This window comes from Agitococcus lubricus (assembly GCF_003051055.1).
GTDB classification, from domain to species: domain Bacteria; phylum Pseudomonadota; class Gammaproteobacteria; order Pseudomonadales; family Moraxellaceae; genus Agitococcus; species Agitococcus lubricus.
Genome location: NZ_QAON01000012.1, coordinates 91182 through 112633, shown reverse-complemented (window position 1 = coordinate 112633; position 21452 = coordinate 91182). Strand labels below are relative to the sequence as shown.

The following is a 21452-nucleotide window of genomic DNA, read 5'->3' as shown; positions in this document are numbered from 1 at the left end:
CTCTAACATGTGGGCAACTCTGTTGCCCCCAATGTTGCCCCCATTCACTATCGGATTGCAATAGTTAATCTCGGATTATGTCGGACACAAAAAAGCCCCAATCCCTTGAGAATTGAGGCTTTTTGGACTTCTTCGGATGACTTCGGAAGTGAATATGGTGCGCCAGGAGGGACTCGAACCCACACCCTTTCGGACTGGAATCTAAATCCAGCGCGTCTACCAATTTCGCCACTAGCGCAAGTGAATAGGTTTGTTATTGATAATTTTGGTAGACGTAACTGGACTCGAACCAGCGACCCCCACCATGTCAAGGTGGTGCTCTAACCAACTGAGCTATACGTCTAAAGAGGCGACAATTCTATGGTGACGCTCTCTGCGATGCAAGTCTTTTTTATAACAGCTGCGTCTTTTTTGGCCGATATGCGGGCCAATTGCGCACTAAATAATCCATTTCACGAATTTTGTATGACGCTACGTGCTGTGGCTGGTACCGAATTGCCGTATATTGCGCTAGTAACAGTGTCGTGACCTCTTGCCAATGTGGTTGTGCTTCGTTTAAACGTTGTAAATAAGCCAACACTCCCTCTCCATACTGACGCGCCAAACCACGTTTCTCCAATTTGCGTGATAACATAATAATTGCTTTATCTGCTGGATGAATGATTTTACGCGCACGATAAATCGTCCAAAAGGCTAAGCCTGCGACGATAAATAAGAGTACGGCAAACATGATACCCAGTCGTTTCCAGAGGTTATTATCCCCTAACAAACGATATAAGAAGGCTTCTTGCTGCTCTGAATCATAACCAATAATATCTTTTTGCCAACGATAGTTCAGATAATCCGCCATATTACGGAGCTGGCTGAGCCACTTATAATTGTTATATTTAATCACACTTAGGGGGGTATCGCCCCATACAGCTTGATTATTCGCAACGTTATTCATGCCTTTTTCAATGCGCTCTGGCGCAACGGCACCCGTTGGGTCTAAGGACACCCAGCCTCGTTGTGGTAACCAAACCTCAGCCCAAGCATGAGCATCTAACTGTCTAACTTGCCATGAATCCCCTGTGGGACTTAGCATGCCACCCTGATAACCAACAACCACACGTGCTGGAATCCCTGCTGCGCGTACAAGGAAGGTAAATGCCGACGAATAATGCTCACAAAAGCCTTTCTTAGTGCGAAATAAAAAGTCGTCAATACGATTAGCACCTAAGGGAGGCGGCTCTAGCGTATAGAAAAAATTGCTGGTTCTAAACCATCTCAATAAGGCATTCACGTAAGCCTCATCACTACCGTAATATTGACGCCATTTTGTCGCCATTGCATGGGCAATCGGATTACCTTCTTCGGGTAGTGCTAAGTTTTCTGCTAATAGCCATTTGGGTAGCTGCGGGTCGAGCATGACTGGGCTCAAACGAATGGCTTGATACTGAAATCGTTCAAAGATAGGTCTATCATGTACCAAGCGAAAGTCTTTGGTTAAGCCCACGTCAGAAGTAGAAGAATAAGGCACGATTAAACTGTATAGCCACTTCTGGTCTGTCGGCTCTAAAATCACTTTGTAACGCAGCGTATTTTGTTGGTTAATTTGAATCTGTGAGTTCACCCATAGAGGCAGTTGCATACCACTCCATGCCACAGCGGCTTCGTTGAATTGTGCACTTTGACTTGGTCGCCATGTTTGACCATCAAACTCCGAAAAGGTAAGTCCGCGCCAATAAAGCTCTGATTGCGGGGGTATTTGGTTATTCTCAAATTCTACTCTAAAAGCTAATTCGTTCGACTGGCTCAATGAGGCAATATCACCTGGCGACATACTATCTGACATGCCAGTTTTAGCACTACCCTGCGTGAGCTTCATTGTCCATAACGGCGGTAAGCGTGGAAAAAAGACATATAATACAATCATCAGTGGCAATGCTTGTGCCAACAAAATTCCTGCCTTACGAAAGGCAAGTGTCGTCTTCATCGTCGTATTGGTAATGCCAACATATGCGGCAATAATAATAAAGACACCTAAGATGGCATAGACACTCACCGCCAAGCCTTTGCCAAATAAAAAATTACTTGCTAAGACAAATAAAGCAACCGTCAAAACAATATAGTTATCACGGTCTGCTTTAACCTCTAATACTTTTAATAATACACATAATAATAAAAATGCTGTCCCCGCTTCAGGGCCAAAAATCGTGTTATAGCTTTTCTTTATCCCTACTAAACCAATCGCAAGCATCAGCGCCTTAACCCACGTATTGGGTAAGGGTAGACGCTGCTCGACGGCAGGAATACGCCATAAGATGACTAAAGCCAATAAGGCATTAAACCACCACGGCAAACGTTCTATATGAGGGATGAACGAAATCAACAGTGCGGCTAGCAACCAATAACGCCAATTCATATTCGTCATTGCGTTTCCTCAAACAATGCCAATGCTGTCAAACACGCTGTTTGATGACTGTGACCACTGCCAACACTGATGGTTTTGTGGGGTAATTTAAGCGCAAATGGCTGTTGGTTTTGGGTCAGTCGTAAGACCCACCATGTTAAATGCTGTAAACGCGTTTCCTTGTCTAATCCGACAAAGGCTTGATAATCCAAACAGTTACTACCTGTGACTGGCTCACTGTAGGTCTTGACTAACATCCCCTGCCCACGCGCTAAGTGTTTCCAAGATACATGCGCTAACGGGTCTCCTGCATGAAAGCTCTTTAAGCCTTCAAAATCCTCAATGCCGACGCGCCGTTTGTGGCCGTGTTCTGTGTCGTCTTTATCGCCTGCCCCTGCAGGTAATTCATCATATGGCATAGGTTGAGGATAAATAATGGCATTCATATCCAGTGCCAACCATGTCCAAGCACGTAAAAGTCCTAAGGGATAGGTGGTGACAATTTTAAGACGCGGCGGATAAAAACGTCCGCGCTGTTGACTACGTAAAAATAACGTGACTTCTTGGCCTTGTTCTAAGACAGCCACTCGCTCGCTGGCATCCGCCCATTCTAACAATAAATTATAATACGTTCGTCCATTAGGATTAGACAGCCGAATGGTAAAACCCGCCACTTCACCAGCAAAAGCAGCTTGCGTCGTCACCGTTGTAATGCGCAGTCCTGATAAATTAGCAAAGGTATGATGCATGGTAATGACTAATAAACTACTCAGAAAGAAGCATAACCCGAGTAGTAAATTATTCGCATAATTAATACCTGCAATAAATAACGACAATAATAAGCACGACATTAAGCCGCCGTGCGAACTTAGGAAGATAAAGACACGTCGTTGATTTAATACAATATCCTGTGTAGGCGGGATACGTCTATTTAACCATTTTATCCAACGACCGCGCGCAAAACCTTGAACAGCAGCAGAAATGGGCATGATTTATTCCAACACGTCAACCGCATTCAATAATTGACTGGTTAAAGAATGCATACGGTTTTGGTCTTCGATACTGCCACGTAAACGATGTTCGGCTACTGCGGGAAGCACGGCTTGTACATCCTCAGGCACGGCATAATTACGCCCTTCAATAAATGCCCACGCTTGGGTTGCACGTTTAAGTGCCAACAGACCACGGGGTGACAAACCGTGTGCAAAATCACGACTTTGACGTGTGTGTGTGACTAAGCGCTGTAAATAACTCAATACGGCATCGCTGAGATGCACTTTATCAATTTGCTGTTGCCATGCGGCTATTCGTTCATCATCTGCAAAGGCTTGTAGTGTCGTTAACATTTTTCGACGGTCTGTACCTGTCAATAACTCACGCTCTGCGCGGGGGTCAGGATAGCCCAACTGAATACGCATTAAGAAACGGTCTAACTGGGACTCAGGCAAAGGAAATGTTCCCATTTGATGACTGGGATTTTGTGTCGCAATGACAAAAAAAGGTTTAGGTAGTGGACGGGTTACGCCATCTATCGTGACTTGCCCTTCCTCCATGGCTTCAAGTAACGCACTTTGCGTTTTAGGGCTAGTCCTGTTGATTTCATCCGCTAACAAGACCTGTGTAAAGACAGGCCCTGCTCTAAAGACAAACTGTTGTTCCGCAGGATTAAAAATAGATACCCCGATGATATCGGCAGGCAACATATCACTCGTAAACTGTAAACGTTGATAACTTAAACCCAAGGTACGGGCTAGAGACTCCGCTAACGTGGTTTTTCCCATCCCAGGCAAATCTTCAATAAGGAGATGACCTTTTGCCAATAAACATGCTAATGCTAATTTTATTTGATTCGTTTTACCCAAGATAACCGCATTAATTGCCGTCAGTACGGGCTGTACTGCTGATGTCATTATATGATTCCTTATACTTATCAATAAAAAGCAGAGACGGTGTCATATCAGTGAAATACGCGCATTTTCATTAAAAACGGGGAATGCACTGTCTAAGCCCTAAATTATCAAATAGTTAGAGAACATAACATTGACTATCAATAAGCGGAATGAAACAACGGTTTTTTTTATTCGCTTTTTTAGAATATATACAAAAAATTACATTGAAAACACGTTGACCCTGTTTCAAACACGGTCAACTGACATCAAAAGTGGTCTAACCCATGTTAGCAAAGCCACGCTCGCAATCGGCTTTGAGGTCGGCAATATCTTCCAACCCGACCGCAATCCGAATTAAACCTTCCGTAATACCTGCGGCGGCTTTGGCTTCTGGACTTAAACGCCCGTGTGTAGTCGATGCGGGATGGGTAATTGTTGTTTTGGCATCGCCTAAATTTGCGGTAATCGACATGACTTGAGTGCCATCAATAAAACGCCATGCCCCTTCACGCTCGCCCTGTACGACGAAGGATAAAACACCGCCAAAAGCACGTTGTTGTTGTGCTGCTAACTGGTGCTGAGGGTGACTGGGCAAGCCCGTATAATTCACCGCTACGACTTGAGGTTGTTCAACTAACCATGTTGCTAAAGCCAAGGCATTGGCAGAGTGGGCTTCCATCCGCAAACGTAAGGTTTCTAAGCCTTTTAAGAATATCCATGCATTAAATGCACTCAGCGAAGGGCCACAGGTACGAATCACCCCATACACTTCTTCTAAGAGTTTATGGCTACCCACAACAGCACCACCTAAGGCACGGCCTTGACCATCTAAATACTTAGTTGCCGAATGTATAACCAAATCTGCGCCCAAGGCCAACGGCTTTTGCAAGGCGGGGGTACAAAAACAATTATCAACGGCCAATAAAATATGATGTTGACGGGCAAGTGCGGCTAAAGCTGCAATATCTGCAACTTCACACAAAGGATTACTGGGCGTTTCTAAAAAGAACAGTTTCGTCTTAGGCTGAATCGCTGCTTGCCATTCATTAATATCCGTCAAACTCACAAACGTCGTTTGCACACCAAATTTTTTTAAATATTTTTCAAATAAGACATTGGTTGTACCAAAGACGGCGCGTGAACAAACAACATGGTCGCCTGCACTGAGAAATGCTAGTGCAGTCGCTAAAATTGCCGCCATGCCTGAACTTGTGGCAACCGCACGCTCCGCGCCTTCGAGAGCCGCTAAACGCTCTTCAAAGGTGCGTACCGTTGGATTGGTAAAACGCGAATAAATATTCCCTGCTTCTGTACCGCCAAAACGTGCTGCTGCTTGTGCCGCACTACCAAAGGCAAAAGACGAAGTCAAAAACAAGGCTTCACTATGTTCTCCTTCTTGCGTACGCGTCATCCCCGCACGCACAGCAAGTGTATCAAAGGCCAAATCGTCCCATAACTCTTGCGGTAAAATAGACATAGTGAGTTTCCTTCGTTCTTAGCCCTGTACATTGGGCAAGTCAATCGTGACATTTTCAATTTTACGTTTAGCACCGTCATTGCGTGAGCGTTCTAGACGTTCTAAATACGCGTCATCAATATCGCCCGTCACATATTCACCGTTAAACACCGAACAGTCAAAACGGGTAATTTCGGGATTGCCTTCACGCGCAGAGGCAATTAAATCGTCTAAATCTTGATAGATTAAGCCATCCGCACCAATCAAATCACAGACCTCTTGTTCGGTGTGACCGTGTGCAATCAACTCACCTTTAGCAGGCATATCAATGCCATAGACATTTGGATAACGTACTGGCGGTGCGGCTGAGGCAAAAAATACTTTACGCGCGCCGACATCACGCGCCATTTGAATAATTTCTTTACAGGTTGTCCCCCGCACAATAGAGTCGTCAACTAAGAGTACATTTTTCCCCTTAAACTCTAACTCAACTGGGCTTAATTTTTGACGGACAGACTTCTTACGCTGACTTTGACCTGGCATGATAAACGTACGGCCAATGTAACGGTTTTTCATAAAACCTTCGCGATACTTCACATTTAAGTTGTTCGCTAACTCTAAGGCTGCCGTACGGCTCGTGTCTGGAATGGGAATGACGACATCAATACCGTGATTTTCGCCCCATTCACGTTTAATTTTAGCCGCTAGTTTTTCGCCCATACGCAAACGCGATTTATAGACAGAAATATTATCTATTCTAGAATCTGGACGAGCAAAATAGACATATTCAAAAATACACGGGGCAAACGTTGTGGCCTGTGCACATTGTCGCGTAAAGAGCTGGCCTTCGTTATTGATAAAAATCGCTTCACCTGGTGCTAAGTCACGCACGACTTGATAACCTAAAGAGGTAATTGCAACAGATTCTGAGGCAATAATGTACTCTTTGCCATTTGGGGTTTCACGTTCGCCATAAATAATGGGACGAATACCGTGCGGGTCTCTAAAACCCAATAAACCATAACCTGTAATCATGGCTACTACCGCATAAGCACCACGACAACGCTGATGTACGGCGGCCACTGCCTTAAAAATATCGTCTTCTGTGGGCTGTAATTTGCCTAAGTCTTGTAATTCGTGAGCAAATACATTGAGTAAGACTTCGGAATCGGAGTCGGTATTAATATGGCGCAAATCGGTACGAAATAAATCCTTAGCAATATCATGCGCATTGGTTAAATTACCGTTATGCGCCAAGGTGATTCCATAAGGTGAATTCACATAAAAAGGCTGTGCTTCCGCTGAGCTAGACGACCCTGCAGTCGGATAACGGACATGACCAATACCAAAATTACCAATCAAACGCAACATGTGACGGGTATGAAACACATCCCGCACCATGCCATTGTCTTTGCGTAAAAACAAACGCCCATCTTGGACTGTCACAATCCCTGCCGCATCTTGACCCCGATGCTGTAACACGGTCAATGCGTCATAAAGTTCTTGATTGACTGGCGACTTACCGGCAATGCCGACGATACCGCACATAATACACCTCAATGTAACGAGCTTTTACTCGACTCAACCGACGGTTGGGTCTGTGGATTAGGAAGTTGCACCTTGATTTTGGGCAAATCTTGCCGAATATGTTGTTTTATCTCATCGGTTAACTGATGAGCAACAGGCACATACGGTAATAAGGTATTTGGTAAACTGGCTTCATGCCACCACGTATCTTGCTGTAAAAATGGCGCTAACAAACCAATGGCCAACAAGACGATTAACACGCCGCGCACCACACCGAACATTGCGCCCATCAATTTATCGGCGGGGCCTAAAGCTAAGGCTTTTAGTAACTTTTCTAGCATTAAGGCGATTAAATAACTCAATACCACCATGCCCAAGCATAACATCACAAAAGCAGCGGCTTTTTGTAAAGAAGGTGTTTGAATAAAAGGTGCTAACACCGTTGCAAAACGTTCATACCCGTTAATGGCTAATACTAAACCGACAAGCCAGCCCATGAGTGCCATGGCCTCACGTACCAAACCACGACTTAGACCTTTCCACAACGAAAAGGCGATAACAATCAGAATAATAATATCGGCTAAAGGCATAAAAGTTGCTTGCGTAGCAGATGAGGTTTAGGTGCGCTATTGTAGCAAATCACTTGCTATTAAACAGACATTTACGGCCTATTTTTGCAGCTTTTAAGCCATCCTTGGGTCGAGTCACTCCACAACCTGCTAAATGCTGACTATTTTTAGCGCATCTCATGGTTTATGCCTGTACTGCTTGAATAGCCTGTACAGAATCCGCTATTAACTGTGGCCCTGCATAAATGAAGCCCGTATATACTTGTACCAAACTTGCACCCGCCAATATTTTGTCGGCCGCACTCGCACCATCCATAATGCCACCTACGCCTATCACAGGAATACGTCCATCTAAGGCTTGACACAAACGCGCTAAAGTATAATTAGCGAGAGATTTTAAGGGCTTACCACTCAAGCCCCCTGCTTCATTGGCTAGACTTAAACTTTCAATACCTGAACGACCAATGGTGGTATTCGTAGCAATTACCGCATCAATTTCGTAATCGACTAACTGTTCAGCAATGTATTCAATGTCTTCATCTTGCAAATCAGGTGCAATTTTGACGGCTAAGGGCACATAAAAACCATGCTGCTCGGCCAAGCGCTGTTGCGTGTTTTTTAATTGCTGTAACAAATCACTAAAAGCGCTACCTGTTTGTAAAGAACGTAAGCCTTGGGTATTAGGGGATGAAATATTGACAGTGACATAGTCCGCATATTCGTAGACACGTTCTAAACAGTAAATATAATCGTCAGCAGCATTTTCGACAGGCGTATCAAAGTTTTTACCAATATTGATACCGAGCACCCCTTCAAACTTCGCCTTTTTAACTTGGTTAACTAAGTGCTCTACGCCCAAATTATTAAAGCCCATACGGTTGATAATCGCTTGTGCCTCGGGTAAACGAAATAAACGCGGCTGAGGATTACCTGCTTGCGGGCGCGGTGTGATGGTGCCAATCTCAATAAAACCAAAACCTAAAGCGGCTAAGGCATCAATATAGTCACCATTTTTGTCCAGTCCTGCGGCCAACCCCACAGGATTAGGAAAATCAATTCCCATCACACGCACAGGTGCCTGTGGTGTACGATAAACCAATGAAGAGAGACCTAGTTTTTGACTAATGGCTAAACTGCGTAGAGCCGCATGGTGAGAGGCTTCGGGAGATAAACGAAATAAGAGCTGTCGAATGAGCGGATAAAACATAATACACCGTTGCAAATCGCAAGGCGCGAATTATACACATTTTAAGGCACTGACTCTGTGCTATGTGTTTAATTAGCTCATTTTATCGGCAAAAAGTGTAAAAAAGATGGTCTACGCTGTACGAATGCTGACTGTTTAATCTATAGACTGCCTCTATAGAGGCAAAGGGCACCGAGGAGATGCCCTTTGAAACAGATTTAGCTATTACGGCGACTCATAAACGCTAAGCGTTCCAGCAAATGTACATCTTGTTCGTTTTTTAATAAAGCACCGTGTAACGGTGGAATTGCACTGCGTGTATCGCGGTTACGGAGTACGTCCTCTGGCATATCGTCAGACATCAATAACTTCAACCAATCTATCAGTTCTGAAGTCGATGGACGTTTTTTGAGGCCTGGTACTTTACGTAAATCAAAAAATATATCCAGTGCTTCTTTAACCAAACTTTGCTGAATAGCAGGATAATGAACCCCAACGATTTTCTTCATCGTATCGGCATCAGGAAAGACAATATAATGAAAGAAACAACGACGTAAAAATGCGTCAGGTAAATCTTTTTCATTATTGGAGGTAATAATCACAATCGGACGGTGTTTGGTCTTAATGGTTTCACCCGTTTCATAGACAAAAAACTCCATTTTATCTAATTCGGTGAGCAAATCATTAGGAAACTCAATATCTGCTTTATCAATTTCATCAATCAATAAGACTACGCGCTCTTCACTCGCAAAGGCTTCCCATAGCTTGCCTTTTTTGATGTAGTTATTGATATCAAACACACGATTATCACCTAACTGTGAATCGCGCAGACGCGAAACAGCATCATATTCATACAAGCCTTGTTGGGCTTTGGTGGTGGATTTAATGTGCCATTGAATGAGTTTAAGCCCCAAAGAAGAAGCGACTTGCTCTGCTAACAAGGTTTTGCCTGTACCTGGCTCGCCTTTAATCAATAAAGGTTTTTGAAGTTGAATGGAGGCATTAACTGCCAACGTTAAGTCATCGGTGGCAACATAAGCCTCTGTACCAGCAAAACGCATAGGGAATATCCTCAAAATGAACGCTTGCGAGACATCCACCATGCCACAAAACAGGACAGGCTAGAGACCACAAGTATCGGAAACAAACTTTTTAATGCCGCCACCGTAAAGCCCGATAGTAAATGAAATAGACTCGCTACAATTGCAGGCGCAAGTATCCACGTTTCACTGTCAATTGGCCACGGTGTGAGCATCATCGTTAAAAATAATAAACCAAGTACTGGCCTAACGGACTCAGGCAAATAGGTCGCTAAACTTCGATGATAGAGTTTAAACAACGCATATACACTGACAATATAAACAATCCAAGCAATAAGATAACTAAACACAGGCTATACCATTTACTAGAGAAAAAAGGCTTACTGATATTTACTCTCATCAGGACGATATAAATCCAGCATGTAGTCTTCGCGCGGGGGTGGCATTTGTAAATAAAAGCCTTTTTCCGCAATATCCGACAATACTAACGCAACGTCTGCCCGTGCGAGTTTTTTCTCGGGGGTTAACAACAGTGTACCAAATAATTTTGGTGTGCCAAACATTGACAACAACACGGGCGGGACACGACTAAAGCCCTCTGCTTTACGTACATACAAATACATTTCATCTTTTTTAAGACTTTTGTAAATATTGCATACTTCTGGTTTTTGACTCATCTTAAACTCGCTGGCGTCAGACTGTCATCGTACGACGATGACGATAATCTCGCCATTTTAACAGTTGTGACTGCTGACTGGCTAATATTTGCAATAGAGGCTGCGTCAATATCTCATAACGCCAGCCTGTTAAAGCTGAAGGCAGTACTAACGCCTCGCCATCGTCAATATAGCCGAGCACTAAACTGTCTAACCAGCGTTTACGCAATAGGACATCCGCAGGAATCTGATGGGCGTGTGCGACTTGCTCTGTGGTTTGTCTTAATTGGTCAAATAACCCTTTTGCTTGTTTAGGCAAAGGTAAAGGCAATAGCGGTGGACATTGTGCGTCTGTTTTATCATTCGCTTGTTTGACAATTTCTAAAATCATCGCTCCATGTTTTTGATACGTACGGGGGTGCAAATCTTGGATACGTGCCAAACGGGCAAGCGTTTGTGGCGCCTCTTGCACAATCGCCAATAAGGTATGATTTTTGAGCACAAAGGTTCTAGGGATATTATGAATACGCGCTGAGCCTTCACGCCAAATGGCTAGCATTTGTAACAACGATAATTGCCGACGATTAAATTGCCATGCATTACTAAACTGTTGATAAATACTTTTTAAGACAGGCGACTCTGATGCCTCTACCAACATTTGTTGGCAGTCTTGCTGACAATAGGACAATAAATTGCGCGCCGCTAAACGTTCGACCACAAACTGATATAACTTGGGCAAATGTTCAACATCTGAGGCCGCATATTGCAGTTGTTCGGGGGACAGTGGACGAGCCAACCAATCTGAGCGTGTTTCCGCCTTGCTAATTTCGATATTCAGGCATTCTTTTAAGGCTTTTTGATACCCGACCTGTAAACCATAGCCCAAAAAAGCTAAACCAACTTGGGTATCAAAAATATGACTAATTTTATGTTGCGGGTATTGATGATAAAAAACTTCGATGTCTTCGGAACAGGCATGTAAAATTTTTAGGCTATTTTGATTAGCAAACACTGTCCCCATGGCCTTGGTATCTAAGGCAATCGGGTCGATTAAATAAATTGATTGATTAATATTTAATTGTATTAACGCTGTTTGCGGATTAAAGGTATTGACCCGAATAAATTCAGTATCGAGGGCAAGTACCTCTGCACTTGCCCACGTTGTTAATAACTCATTAAAACGGCGTTGATCGGTTATTAATTCCCAGCTCATCACAATCCCAGTTGTTTGGCAATCACCTCATTCATAATTTCATGGGTGCCGCCACCAATTGATAAAATTCGATTATCTCGATATAGGCGCTCAACTAAACTTGCGCGCATAAAACCCATACCGCCAAATATTTGTACTGCTTCGTAGGTTAACTTATCACTGACTTGCGTCGCAAAGTTTTTAGCCATCGATACCTCTTTAACCGCAGGGATACCGTCCGCAATCTGTGCCGCTACACGATACGTGAATTCTCGGCTAGCCTCAAGCTCTGTGGCCATATCCGCAAGTTTATGACGAATAACCTGCATTTTAGCGAGGGGTTTACCAAAGGCAACACGCTGCTGTACATAGCTTAAACATTCTTCTAGTGCTAATTGCGCTGTCATATTTGCCATGACGGCTAAGTTTAAGCGTTCTTTTTGAAAGTTACTCATGATAACAAAGAATCCTGCATTTTCAGCACCTATTAAGTTAGATTTTGGTACTAAAACATCATCAAAGAACAATTCTGCGGTATCACTTGCCCACCAACCCATCTTTTTTAAGGGTTGTCCTACGGAAAAGCCTGCACGTTCACGCTCAATTAACAATAAACTAATCCCGCCATATCCCTCACCGCCTGTACGCACAGCGACCGTGTAATAATCGGCACGATGTCCTGAAGTAATAAAGGTTTTACTGCCATTGACTCGATAATAATCCCCTTCGCTGACAGCTCGCGTTTTAAGATTCGCGACATCAGAGCCACCCGATGGTTCGGTGATGGCTAAAGCCGCAATTTTTTGACCGCTGAGTACACTCGGTACAATACGCGCTTTCATCTCTTGGCTACCCCAGTTTTCGATGGGTGGTAAACCAATATCTAAAGAACCTAAACTGGCGGCTAACCCACCAGAACCTGCGCGCATAATTTCTTCACTAGCGGCAATTTTCATAAAAATATCACTACCACTGCCCCCCAAATCTTCGGGATGGTCAATACCTAATAATCCTGCTTCACCTGCTAACAGATATAACTCACGCGGAAAAGTCCCCGCTTCTTCCCAGTCATTGATATAAGGACGGATGTGTTGGTCAACAAATTTACGTGCTGTTAAGCGAACTTGTTGGTGGGTTTCATTAAAATACGCAGTATAGAGTGACATGATGAGATAGTGCCTTGATTAAAAATTAAGTTTCGCTCAGGACTTCGGGTGGTATGGCGCAAGTCCAAATACGCGGCTTTTACGTCAGACAATACTGGCATATTTTCAAAAAACAACCAAGCGATTGCTTGGTATTTTTTGTACAATTGTATGGTAAATTAAATAAGATGATGTCTGTTGACGTTTTTATTGTGCTTGCAAAAGTCATTATTTTTTAGAGAATACAAGGTGTGAAGCGTGTGATTTGGTATGCCACACAAACGATGAACCACATATCGCTGGAGCTTTTAGTTATCTATCACATTGACGAGCACGGTTAGGCATAACGTTGACGTTGATTGAGCGCGCGTGCCAAGGTATGGCTATCTACCGTTTCTAGCTCGCCACCTAAGGGTACGCCGTGTGCAATACGGCTGACTTTGACACCAAAGACCTTACTAGATTCACGAATGTAATGTGCTGTTGCCTCGCCTTCGACCGTGGCATTGGTAGCCAAAATAAGTTCCGTCACTTCTTTATTTTTTAAGCGGTTTATCAGTTGCGGTATCCCCAACTCATGCGGGCCAATACCGTCGATGGGCGACAAATGTCCTCCCAATACAAAATATAAACCGTTAAAACTGCCACTTTGCTCAATGGCTAAAATATCCGCAGGTGATTCCACCACACACAATAATTGTGTATCGCGGGCGGTACTTGCACATAATTGGCAGAGGCTTTGTTCGCTGAAGGTTCGGCAAGATTCGCAGTGTTGCACGTCTAACATAGCGCGTGCCAAGACATCTGCCAGTTGTTGCGCACCTTGCCTATTACGCTCTAACAAATACAACGCCATACGTTGCGCCGATTTAGGCCCAACACCAGGTAATACGCGCAAACCTTGAATCAATTCAGCAACAAGAGGACTAAACATAGCGATTATCAATAATCTGTGTGGTCAGGCAGAAAATACGCTCTTAGGACGTATTTTCTGATAGGCATACTTAGAATGGCATCTTAAAACCAGGGGGTAGGCCTAAGCCTGAAGTTGCACCTGATAATTTCTCTTGCGATAAGGCTTCTGCTTTACGTACCGCATCATTGACCGCAGCAGCGATTAAATCTTCTAAAATTTCCTTATCTTCTTGCATTAATTCAGGACTAATGACGACACGTTTAACATCATGTTTACCAGTCATCGTAATTTTGACTAAACCTGCGCCTGATTCACCTTGCACTTCGGTATTAGCCAATTCTTCTTGCGCTTTTTGCATTTGCTTTTGCATTTGCTCTTGCATTTTTTGCGCCTGCTGCATAAGGGCATTAATATTCATCGTTTATCTCCTACGATTAAAGAGTCTGGCACAAGGTGTGCGTTAAAGGTATGTATTAAAGCCTTTACTGTTGGGTCGGCTAAAAATTCTTGCTCGGCACGTTGTTTTAATTCTGCCAACAAACGTTCCTCTATCTGAAGCGGTGTTTCCGCGACTGGTTCTACTAAAGTTAATTGTAACTCTAATTTAGGAAAATCTTGCAAAACACGCGCTTTGAGCGTGTCGTAAGATTGTGTCACCAGCACATCATAACGTGGTGATACTTCCAGTACTGCGACTCCTTGCTGCTGTCCCTGTAACAAAGCATGTTTGGCGAGTGTTAGTACCATACCCGTCAAACCACTCTTCATCACCCACGCATACCAGCGCTGCGGTGTCCATAATACCTCGGGGACGGGTGCGGGTTGAAAAGGCAGAATGGTTGCTGTAGTGGTCGGAGTGACAGGCGCTGGCAGGTCACTCTCAAGACTTGCAACCGAAGCCACACTGACAGGGTTGGCAAGCACGGTACTCACGACGGTCTGTGTTTCTTGTGCACGTACAGCTAATGATGCTGAAGGCACAGCATGACTCGCTTTAGGTAAACTGGCTTTAACCTGCGCTAACGCGGCAGAGGCACTGTGTTGGCTTTTGGCTAAACCTGTCGGCTTGGTTGGCACAGGCTTAAAGGTCAACATGCGTAGCAAGCACATTTCAAAACCTTGCCTTGGCGTGATGGCTAAGGGTAAATCTCGACGACCATGTAAAGCAATTTGATAATAAAGCTGTATATCTTCTGGACTAATGTCATCTGCCAATGCTAGCACGTGGTCTTTATCACCTTCACTATTGTCTATGGCATCGGGTAATAACTGAGCCAAAGCAATACGATGCAAATAACTAATCAATGCTGCTAATGCACCTTGAAAATCCACGCTTTGCTCGGCCAATTGCTGAATAACATGCAGAACGTGGCTGGCATCTCCCGTATGAATAGCCGTCAACACCTGATAGACCAACTGTCTATCAATACTCCCCAACATGTCTCTCACTTCGGACTCTAGCAACGCCCCTTGTCCAAAGGCGATTGCTTGGTCTGTGAGGGATAAAGCATCTCGCATCGAACCATTGGCCGCACGGCCTAGCTCCCACAATGCGCCCATTTCGAAATTTATCGTTTCCTGTTGTAACACAGACTGTAAGTGTGTCACTACTCGTTCGGGTGACATGGGTTTGAGAGCAAATTGCAAACAACGCGACAACACAGTGACTGGAATTTTTTGTGGGTCAGTTGTCGCCAATAAAAATTTAACATGGGCTGGTGGTTCTTCGAGTGTTTTTAAGAGCGCATTAAATGCTGCCTTTGATAGCATGTGCACTTCATCAATTAAATAGACCTTATATTGACCTCGCGAAGGCATATATTGTGCGTTTTCAATCACTTCGCGTACATCATCAACACCCGTATTACTGGCCGCATCAATTTCAATTAAATCAATATAACGCCCTTGGTTGATTTCTTGGCAGCTCTGACACACCCCACATGGCTGTGCGCTAATACCCGTTTCACAATTTAAGCATTTGGCTAAAATGCGAGCGATGGTGGTTTTACCTACGCCTCGCGTACCTGTAAATAAATAAGCATGGTGTAAACGATTTTGTATTAAGGCATTACTTAAAGCGCGGGCAACGTGTTCTTGCCCCACTAATTCAGCGAAGTTTTTGGGGCGATACTTACGGGCTAAGACTTGGTAACTCATGGTTTTTACAGGCACCCAATACGCTTAAATAGTCAGATGACAGACATCACTTAGTAGTTAACAGCAAGATTATTTTAATCCGTCCACACAGAATGTTATAGTGTTCTATGTTGCTTCTCGCTATGATGAAGCACAACAAATGTATTTACTGATGTTGTCCTGTTGTGGATGATAAAATAATTTTTATAAATTGCGCTATGTGCAAGCATATTTACAATTAAAACAGTGTAACAGCCCACAAACAGATAATCTATGGAACTGTCCTTTAAGACCGAATATTGATGAAAACTAAGACGATTTTAATTACAGGTGGTGAAAGTGGTGTCGGTGCAGCAACGGCACGGGCATTGGCTGCACAAGGTCACAAAGTGCTATTCACATGTCGTGATTTAGACGAAGGCAATCAACTTTGCCAAGATATTAAAACCGCTTTTCCACGCGCCAGTGTCAAAAACATGGCCCTAGACCTCGCCTCTTTTTCTTCAATTCGCCTGTTTGCCGATAAACTACAACGCGAATATGACCAAATAGATGTCTTAATTAACAATGCTAGCCTAGCACCACTGACCAAACAAAAAACGCGTGATGGTTTTGAGCTACAATTTGGGGCTAATTATTTAGGTCATTTTTTATTAACACAACTGTTGTTAGATGTCTTGAATGAGGCAGGCCGCGCACGGATTGTACATACCTCCTCGATGATGCACTGGTTAGGCGGAATAGACTTTGGTAGTTTTCATGGTGAAAAGTTTTACGACCCCATTCGTGCTTATGCGCAATCCAAATTAGCCATTTTATTATTTAGTAATGAGTTAGCACGTCGTTTACGACGCACCAAAATCACCAGTAATACTTTTCATCCTGGCGGCACACCCCAAGAAATATATTTTAACTTACCGCGTGCAGCCTATCTCACCGTTAAACCATTTTTGGCTGCTCCCGAAGAAGGTGCACGTACAGCCGTGCTGTTAGCAACCGCACCGCACTTAAGTGATAGCACAGGCAAACATTTTAGCAAAGGCGAACCCGTGTTAATGTCGCCACGCGCACGTAATGAAGATTTAGCATTGAAATTGTATGAAGTCAGTGCAGGCTTATGCCAAGTAGAAGCACTGTAATTTGAGAAAAGTACAGACAGGAGATTTAAGGTGGTGACTCTACCAGCTCACCCTCGGCACACGCATCATAGTTACCGTTGCTACCTTCCGGTCCTGGCGGGGTTTACTACTTAGCGTTGCGAGGAAACCGATAGAGTCACCATAACGCGCGCTTGAGAGCAGACAAGCTCTGTAAGCGGACGCGTAGTATAGGCTACTATTTTACCTTTTGGAACAGGGATTTAACACAATATGAGCACTATTTATACAAGTACTTTATCTAGCCCACTAGGATTGCTGTATTTAGCACACGCAAACGACATATTATATGCGCTCGATTTTGTTGAGTTTCCTGAACGTTTTTTGGCACAACGTGATAAATATGCCCATCAGGCTCATTTTGAGGATGGTGAACTGAGCACGCCCATTCGCCAACATTTGCAAGATTATTTCGCGGGCGAACTCAGTGTCTTAAATCAAATCCGTGTGCATACACAAGGAACTGCTTTCCAACAAGGTGTTTGGCATGGCTTACGTCAGATTCCTGTCGGTGACGCATGGTCATATAAACAGTTAGCACAGCAACTGCATCATCCCCAAAGTCAACGTGCAATTGGCATGGCCAACAGTAAAAACCCCATCCCTCTCGTCATTCCTTGTCACCGTGTGATTAATAGTAATGGCCAACTGGGAGGTTACAGTGGTGCGTTATGGCGTAAAGAATGGTTATTACGCCATGAGGGTTTTTATAGCAAAACTAAATCATCATACTAGGGGCTGTTGAAGTTGTGTCGTCAACCCTGCAGATACTTTTATTGTGTTTCAAGTTGCCGATACATGGGCGCAAGCACAGCTAATACCTTATGCTGTGCTTGTGTTGGTATCTGACGCTCATCCATTGCCGACTGTAAGTGTGCCACTAAGGCATTAAAATGCTCCCGTTTAATCACTTGCCCTTGATGTGACTCCGCCATCGTCCGCCCTTGATATTGACAACCACCCCCCATCACCACACAAAGCTGGTCAGTTAGATGCTCAACTAATTTTGCTCTATCACTATCCTGAAAAAATGGCCGCATACGTTCATCAGCCATCAGCTTACGCATAAACACTTGCATCACTTGCTGTATGCCCTCTCGCTCGCCAAATGCCAAAAAAACGCGGTTATCGCCTTGACAACACAGTGGAATTTCACGCTGGGCATCAGCCATGACCGATAAAGGCGAACACAATAAGCAGGCCATGACACCTAATCGTTTTAATCTCATCATTTGTATGCTCCCTCTGGTGTTAAAAACTGTATTGTGTTGACAAATAAAAACCACGTTGTGTTTTAGAACCACCCACCGCCGTTGAGGCATAACTGACAATCTGTCCAAGGTCAACATAAGCTAAGGTAATGGCATTATTTTTTGACAAGGCATAGGCCATAAACACATCAAAGGCATCCTCTTCTGCTAACACCCGTTGCCCTGATAAACTAAAGCCTAAATTATCAGGTTTGGTTCTAAACTCTGCACCAATCGCCAAATTATTACGCAATAAGTAGGCAATAGAGCCTTCAACTTGCATTTGATAACGATTATTTTTATCGCCACCAAAGCCTAATAAACCAAACTGATTGGCTTTAGTCGCCCGTAAGGTGAGATTAGTTAAGATACTTTGCGCCAAATATAATTTGGTAGCGCTCAGATAAATATCGGTACCTTTACCCGAATCGGCACCCACGGCTTTTGCGACTGTTTCAGTGGTGCTATTAGTTTCTTTATGTTGCATCCCCACAGAAATCTGGGGCAGCCAACGGTCTTGGTCTAAAATGGCGTCACCCATGACACGCAGTTTAAGACCGTAAATCGTTTGCTGTAAGGCAAATGCATCATCTGTAGACACGCCCAATAATCCGCGAACGGCCACACCTGGTGCACCTGTATCAAAACGCTGTTGGCTAATTGATAGTTCCAACCTGTCGTATAGGCCAAACAGTGCACCATAACTATCCAAATGATAATCATTGACATTCACTCGGGTATAAAATGCAGCTGCCCCCAATTGGTCTTGTGTACCTGCGCCACCAATCACTGCCCACGGGGTTAAACCACCGCCTGCACTGCCTTCAATTTGGCTAACACCTCCCGTCAGTAACAGTTTAGAACCACCAAACAGATAAGATGGCGCAGAGACAGGTGATGCAATACTGGTATGGCTATAACATAAAATTAAGCAACTCATCGCCGTTAAGCGCGTCATGGTAAGCATAGATGCATCCTTGAATAATAATTATTACCCAAATGCTAACTCCCTGTGTGGGTGAAGAATCCTTGTAACCTGAGCTTGAGGCAGCAACTAAGCTAATTTTGTCAATTAACTCAGTGACCACGGTTTATTTATGATGACATAGTCTGTTGATATCTATTAAGGGCGACCTAGATTTTTTATCAGCCACATTGTGCATACACACCGTATCAACTGCGTCTAAACGCGTGTTTTATGCAGTCTATAATATCGACTATAAAGCGCTGACAAACACACGACAACCTCAATCTTATACGTGTTAATAGCACATTTTCCAAGCTAATAGACAGTAAAAATTTCATAATCCACTTAGGGTCTATTGACATTTTGCGTGTGAGCCGCGTTGCTGATAAAAATGGACTCAGGCAAGGCACAAAACGCAGCGAATAGTGATTCTATTGGCCAGTTTTGTCACGTAGAATGAGCCAATTTTTAACGCAACCCACAGGGAAAAAGCTATTTTTTGAGACTACTTTGTTGTTCATCGCTGATTTGGAATCACCAAATCACGTGATTCACGCCGCGTATCCTCTAAAAAATAGTCTCTTTCGCAACCACAATCAAAACGTCAACAGACCCTAATCATTTAGGCTGATTAGCCTACCCTTATCTTGCAAGTTATCTTAAAAATGGATTATCCCCAAAATACAACCAATAGAGTACAGATTTACTAGGGCTTGTCATGTTGCGCAAGCCTGACCATAATCCAAAAATTAATATGCCATCCTCAACGAGCTATAAACATGACAGACCATCAATTAGCCCAAGGCATTTGGGATGATATTTTTTTATTAAATCAACAACTAAGTTCTGAAGAACGACAAATTCAAAGCCTCGCACAACGCTACTGTGAAGACAAATTGCAACCCAGAATCCGTGATGCATTTCGGCATGAATCTTTTGACCGCGATATTTTGAGAGAAATGGGTGACTTAGGCTTTTTAGGTTGTACCATCGACGGTTATGGCTGTGCAGGCTTAAGCTATGTCAGTTATGGTTTAATTGCCCGTGAAATTGAAAAAATTGATTCAGGATATCGTTCTGCAATGAGTGTGCAATCCAGTTTAGTCATGTACCCGATTGCTGCCTTTGGCTCTGAACAACAAAAGCAACTTTACTTACCTAAATTAGCCACTGGTGAATGGGTGGGCTGTTTTGGTCTCACTGAACCTGATTATGGCTCCGACCCTGCTAGCATGAAAACACGCGCCACTGCTGTGGAGGGTGGTTGGCTACTCAATGGGACTAAAATGTGGATTACTAATGCCCCTCTTGCTGATGTCTGTGTGGTATGGGCGCGTAAAGACGATGGCAAAATGGCAGGCTTTTTAGTAGACAAAGGCAGTAAAGGCCTCTGTACACCAACTATTGAGGGTAAATTTAGTTTGCGCGCCTCTATTACTGGTGAAATCGTTTTAGACAATGTCTTTGTTCCCGAAGAAAAACGCTTAACATTAGCCAACAGTATTGCTGCACCTTTTGCGTGCCTAAATCGTGCCCGTTACGGGATTGCATGGGGAACAATGGGCGCCGCTGAGTTTTGTTTTCGAGCCGCACGCCAATACAGCTTAGACCGCAAACAATTTGGTCGCCCTTTGGCCGCTAATCAATTGATTCAAAAGAAATTAGCAGACATGCAAACTGAAATTGCACTCGGTTTACAAGCAGCACTGACTGTGGGTCGCGCCTTAGACAACGGTACCGCCAGTCCCGAAATGATTTCATTGATTAAACGTAATAATGCAGGCAAAGCACTGGATATTGCACGCCAAGCTCGGGACATGCATGGTGGAAATGGTATTGCTGATGATTTTGGCGTGATTCGCCATATGTTGAACCTAGAAGCTGTTAATACCTATGAAGGCACGCATGATATTCATGCCTTAATTTTGGGGCGATTGATTACCGATATCCCAGCGTTTAGTACCTAAGTAGCTT

Annotated in this window: 20 protein-coding genes, 2 tRNA genes and 1 other RNA gene; 3 read left to right on the top strand and 20 right to left on the bottom strand. The window is 43.8% G+C overall.

The genetic code is table 11. The features are described 5' to 3' along the window. Positions 1 to 155 precede the first annotated feature (155 nt). The 17 genes from C8N29_RS12180 to dnaX form a co-directional block, all read right to left on the bottom strand. A tRNA-Leu gene (locus tag C8N29_RS12180) sits at positions 156 to 238 on the bottom strand. 28 nt (positions 239 to 266) lie between these two features. After that, positions 267 to 343: transfer RNA gene (locus C8N29_RS12175), tRNA-Val, on the bottom strand. 48 nt (positions 344 to 391) lie between these two features. Next, complete coding sequence (locus C8N29_RS12170; protein WP_107866338.1) at positions 392 to 2413, bottom strand: transglutaminase TgpA family protein; 2022 nt, start codon at positions 2411 to 2413, stop codon at positions 392 to 394. Beyond that, on the bottom strand, positions 2410 to 3381 hold the full coding sequence (locus tag C8N29_RS12165) for a DUF58 domain-containing protein (protein ID WP_107866337.1): 972 nt from the start codon (positions 3379 to 3381) through the stop codon (positions 2410 to 2412). The genes C8N29_RS12170 and C8N29_RS12165 overlap by 4 nt, the downstream gene beginning before the upstream one ends. A 3-nt stretch (positions 3382 to 3384) precedes the next feature. Further along, positions 3385 to 4302 carry an AAA family ATPase gene (locus tag C8N29_RS12160; protein ID WP_107866336.1) on the bottom strand — a complete coding sequence of 306 codons (918 nt, stop codon included), beginning with the start codon at positions 4300 to 4302 and terminating at the stop codon, positions 3385 to 3387. Positions 4303 to 4558: 256 nt separating this feature from the next. After that, on the bottom strand, positions 4559 to 5758 hold the full coding sequence (locus tag C8N29_RS12155; protein WP_107866335.1) for an O-succinylhomoserine sulfhydrylase: 1200 nt from the start codon (positions 5756 to 5758) through the stop codon (positions 4559 to 4561). Between the two features lie 18 nt (positions 5759 to 5776). Then, complete coding sequence (purF, locus tag C8N29_RS12150) at positions 5777 to 7285, bottom strand: amidophosphoribosyltransferase (RefSeq protein ID WP_107866334.1); 1509 nt, start codon at positions 7283 to 7285, stop codon at positions 5777 to 5779. Positions 7286 to 7293: 8 nt separating this feature from the next. Continuing rightward, positions 7294 to 7854, bottom strand: a complete 561-nt coding sequence (locus C8N29_RS12145) for a CvpA family protein (protein ID WP_107866333.1) — start codon at positions 7852 to 7854, stop codon at positions 7294 to 7296. Between the two features lie 163 nt (positions 7855 to 8017). After that, positions 8018 to 9040, bottom strand: a complete 1023-nt coding sequence (locus C8N29_RS12140) for a quinone-dependent dihydroorotate dehydrogenase (protein ID WP_107866332.1) — start codon at positions 9038 to 9040, stop codon at positions 8018 to 8020. 197 nt (positions 9041 to 9237) lie between these two features. Then, positions 9238 to 10080: an AAA family ATPase gene (locus C8N29_RS12135; RefSeq protein WP_107866331.1), complete on the bottom strand. Its 843-nt coding sequence runs from the start codon at positions 10078 to 10080 to the stop codon at positions 9238 to 9240. An 11-nt stretch (positions 10081 to 10091) separates the two neighbouring features. Beyond that, on the bottom strand, positions 10092 to 10409 hold the full coding sequence (locus C8N29_RS12130; protein ID WP_107866330.1) for a hypothetical protein: 318 nt from the start codon (positions 10407 to 10409) through the stop codon (positions 10092 to 10094). A gap of 30 nt (positions 10410 to 10439) precedes the next feature. Continuing rightward, positions 10440 to 10736: a YcgL domain-containing protein gene (locus C8N29_RS12125; RefSeq protein ID WP_107866329.1), complete on the bottom strand. Its 297-nt coding sequence runs from the start codon at positions 10734 to 10736 to the stop codon at positions 10440 to 10442. A gap of 16 nt (positions 10737 to 10752) precedes the next feature. Continuing rightward, positions 10753 to 11928, bottom strand: coding sequence for a ribonuclease D (gene rnd, locus C8N29_RS12120; RefSeq protein WP_107866328.1), 1176 nt, complete (start codon positions 11926 to 11928; stop codon positions 10753 to 10755). Further along, a complete protein-coding gene (locus C8N29_RS12115) occupies positions 11928 to 13073 on the bottom strand; it encodes an acyl-CoA dehydrogenase family protein (protein WP_107866327.1) in 1146 nt (381 codons plus the stop codon). Before C8N29_RS12115 ends, rnd begins: the two co-directional genes overlap by 1 nt. Positions 13074 to 13389: 316 nt before the next feature. Continuing rightward, positions 13390 to 13986: a recombination mediator RecR gene (gene recR / locus C8N29_RS12110; protein ID WP_107866326.1), complete on the bottom strand. Its 597-nt coding sequence runs from the start codon at positions 13984 to 13986 to the stop codon at positions 13390 to 13392. 70 nt (positions 13987 to 14056) lie between these two features. Beyond that, positions 14057 to 14386 carry a YbaB/EbfC family nucleoid-associated protein gene (locus C8N29_RS12105; protein ID WP_107866325.1) on the bottom strand — a complete coding sequence of 110 codons (330 nt, stop codon included), beginning with the start codon at positions 14384 to 14386 and terminating at the stop codon, positions 14057 to 14059. Continuing rightward, positions 14383 to 16125: a DNA polymerase III subunit gamma/tau gene (gene dnaX, locus C8N29_RS12100; RefSeq protein ID WP_107866347.1), complete on the bottom strand. Its 1743-nt coding sequence runs from the start codon at positions 16123 to 16125 to the stop codon at positions 14383 to 14385. The genes C8N29_RS12105 and dnaX overlap by 4 nt, the downstream gene beginning before the upstream one ends. A gap of 281 nt (positions 16126 to 16406) precedes the next feature. On the opposite strand from dnaX, the gene C8N29_RS12095 reads away from it, so the two are divergent. Further along, positions 16407 to 17243, top strand: coding sequence for an SDR family NAD(P)-dependent oxidoreductase (locus C8N29_RS12095; protein ID WP_107866324.1), 837 nt, complete (start codon positions 16407 to 16409; stop codon positions 17241 to 17243). A gap of 37 nt (positions 17244 to 17280) precedes the next feature. Here the strand turns inward: C8N29_RS12095 and ffs are convergent. Further along, positions 17281 to 17376: signal recognition particle sRNA small type (ffs, locus tag C8N29_RS12090), an RNA gene on the bottom strand. 98 nt (positions 17377 to 17474) lie between these two features. On the opposite strand from ffs, the gene C8N29_RS12085 reads away from it, so the two are divergent. Next, the gene (locus C8N29_RS12085; protein ID WP_107866323.1) at positions 17475 to 17996 is read left to right on the top strand and encodes a methylated-DNA--[protein]-cysteine S-methyltransferase; all 522 of its coding nucleotides are present in this window, start codon (positions 17475 to 17477) and stop codon (positions 17994 to 17996) included. Between the two features lie 38 nt (positions 17997 to 18034). Here the strand turns inward: C8N29_RS12085 and C8N29_RS12080 are convergent, their stop codons facing one another. Both C8N29_RS12080 and C8N29_RS12075 read right to left on the bottom strand, forming a co-directional pair. Continuing rightward, complete coding sequence (locus C8N29_RS12080; protein ID WP_170106976.1) at positions 18035 to 18493, bottom strand: group I truncated hemoglobin; 459 nt, start codon at positions 18491 to 18493, stop codon at positions 18035 to 18037. A gap of 19 nt (positions 18494 to 18512) precedes the next feature. Continuing rightward, on the bottom strand, positions 18513 to 19478 hold the full coding sequence (locus C8N29_RS12075; RefSeq protein ID WP_107866321.1) for a DUF3034 family protein: 966 nt from the start codon (positions 19476 to 19478) through the stop codon (positions 18513 to 18515). 779 nt (positions 19479 to 20257) lie between these two features. Here C8N29_RS12075 and C8N29_RS12070 point away from each other — a divergent pair. Continuing rightward, on the top strand, positions 20258 to 21445 hold the full coding sequence (locus C8N29_RS12070) for an acyl-CoA dehydrogenase (RefSeq protein ID WP_107866320.1): 1188 nt from the start codon (positions 20258 to 20260) through the stop codon (positions 21443 to 21445). The last annotated feature ends 7 nt before the right edge of the window (positions 21446 to 21452 follow it).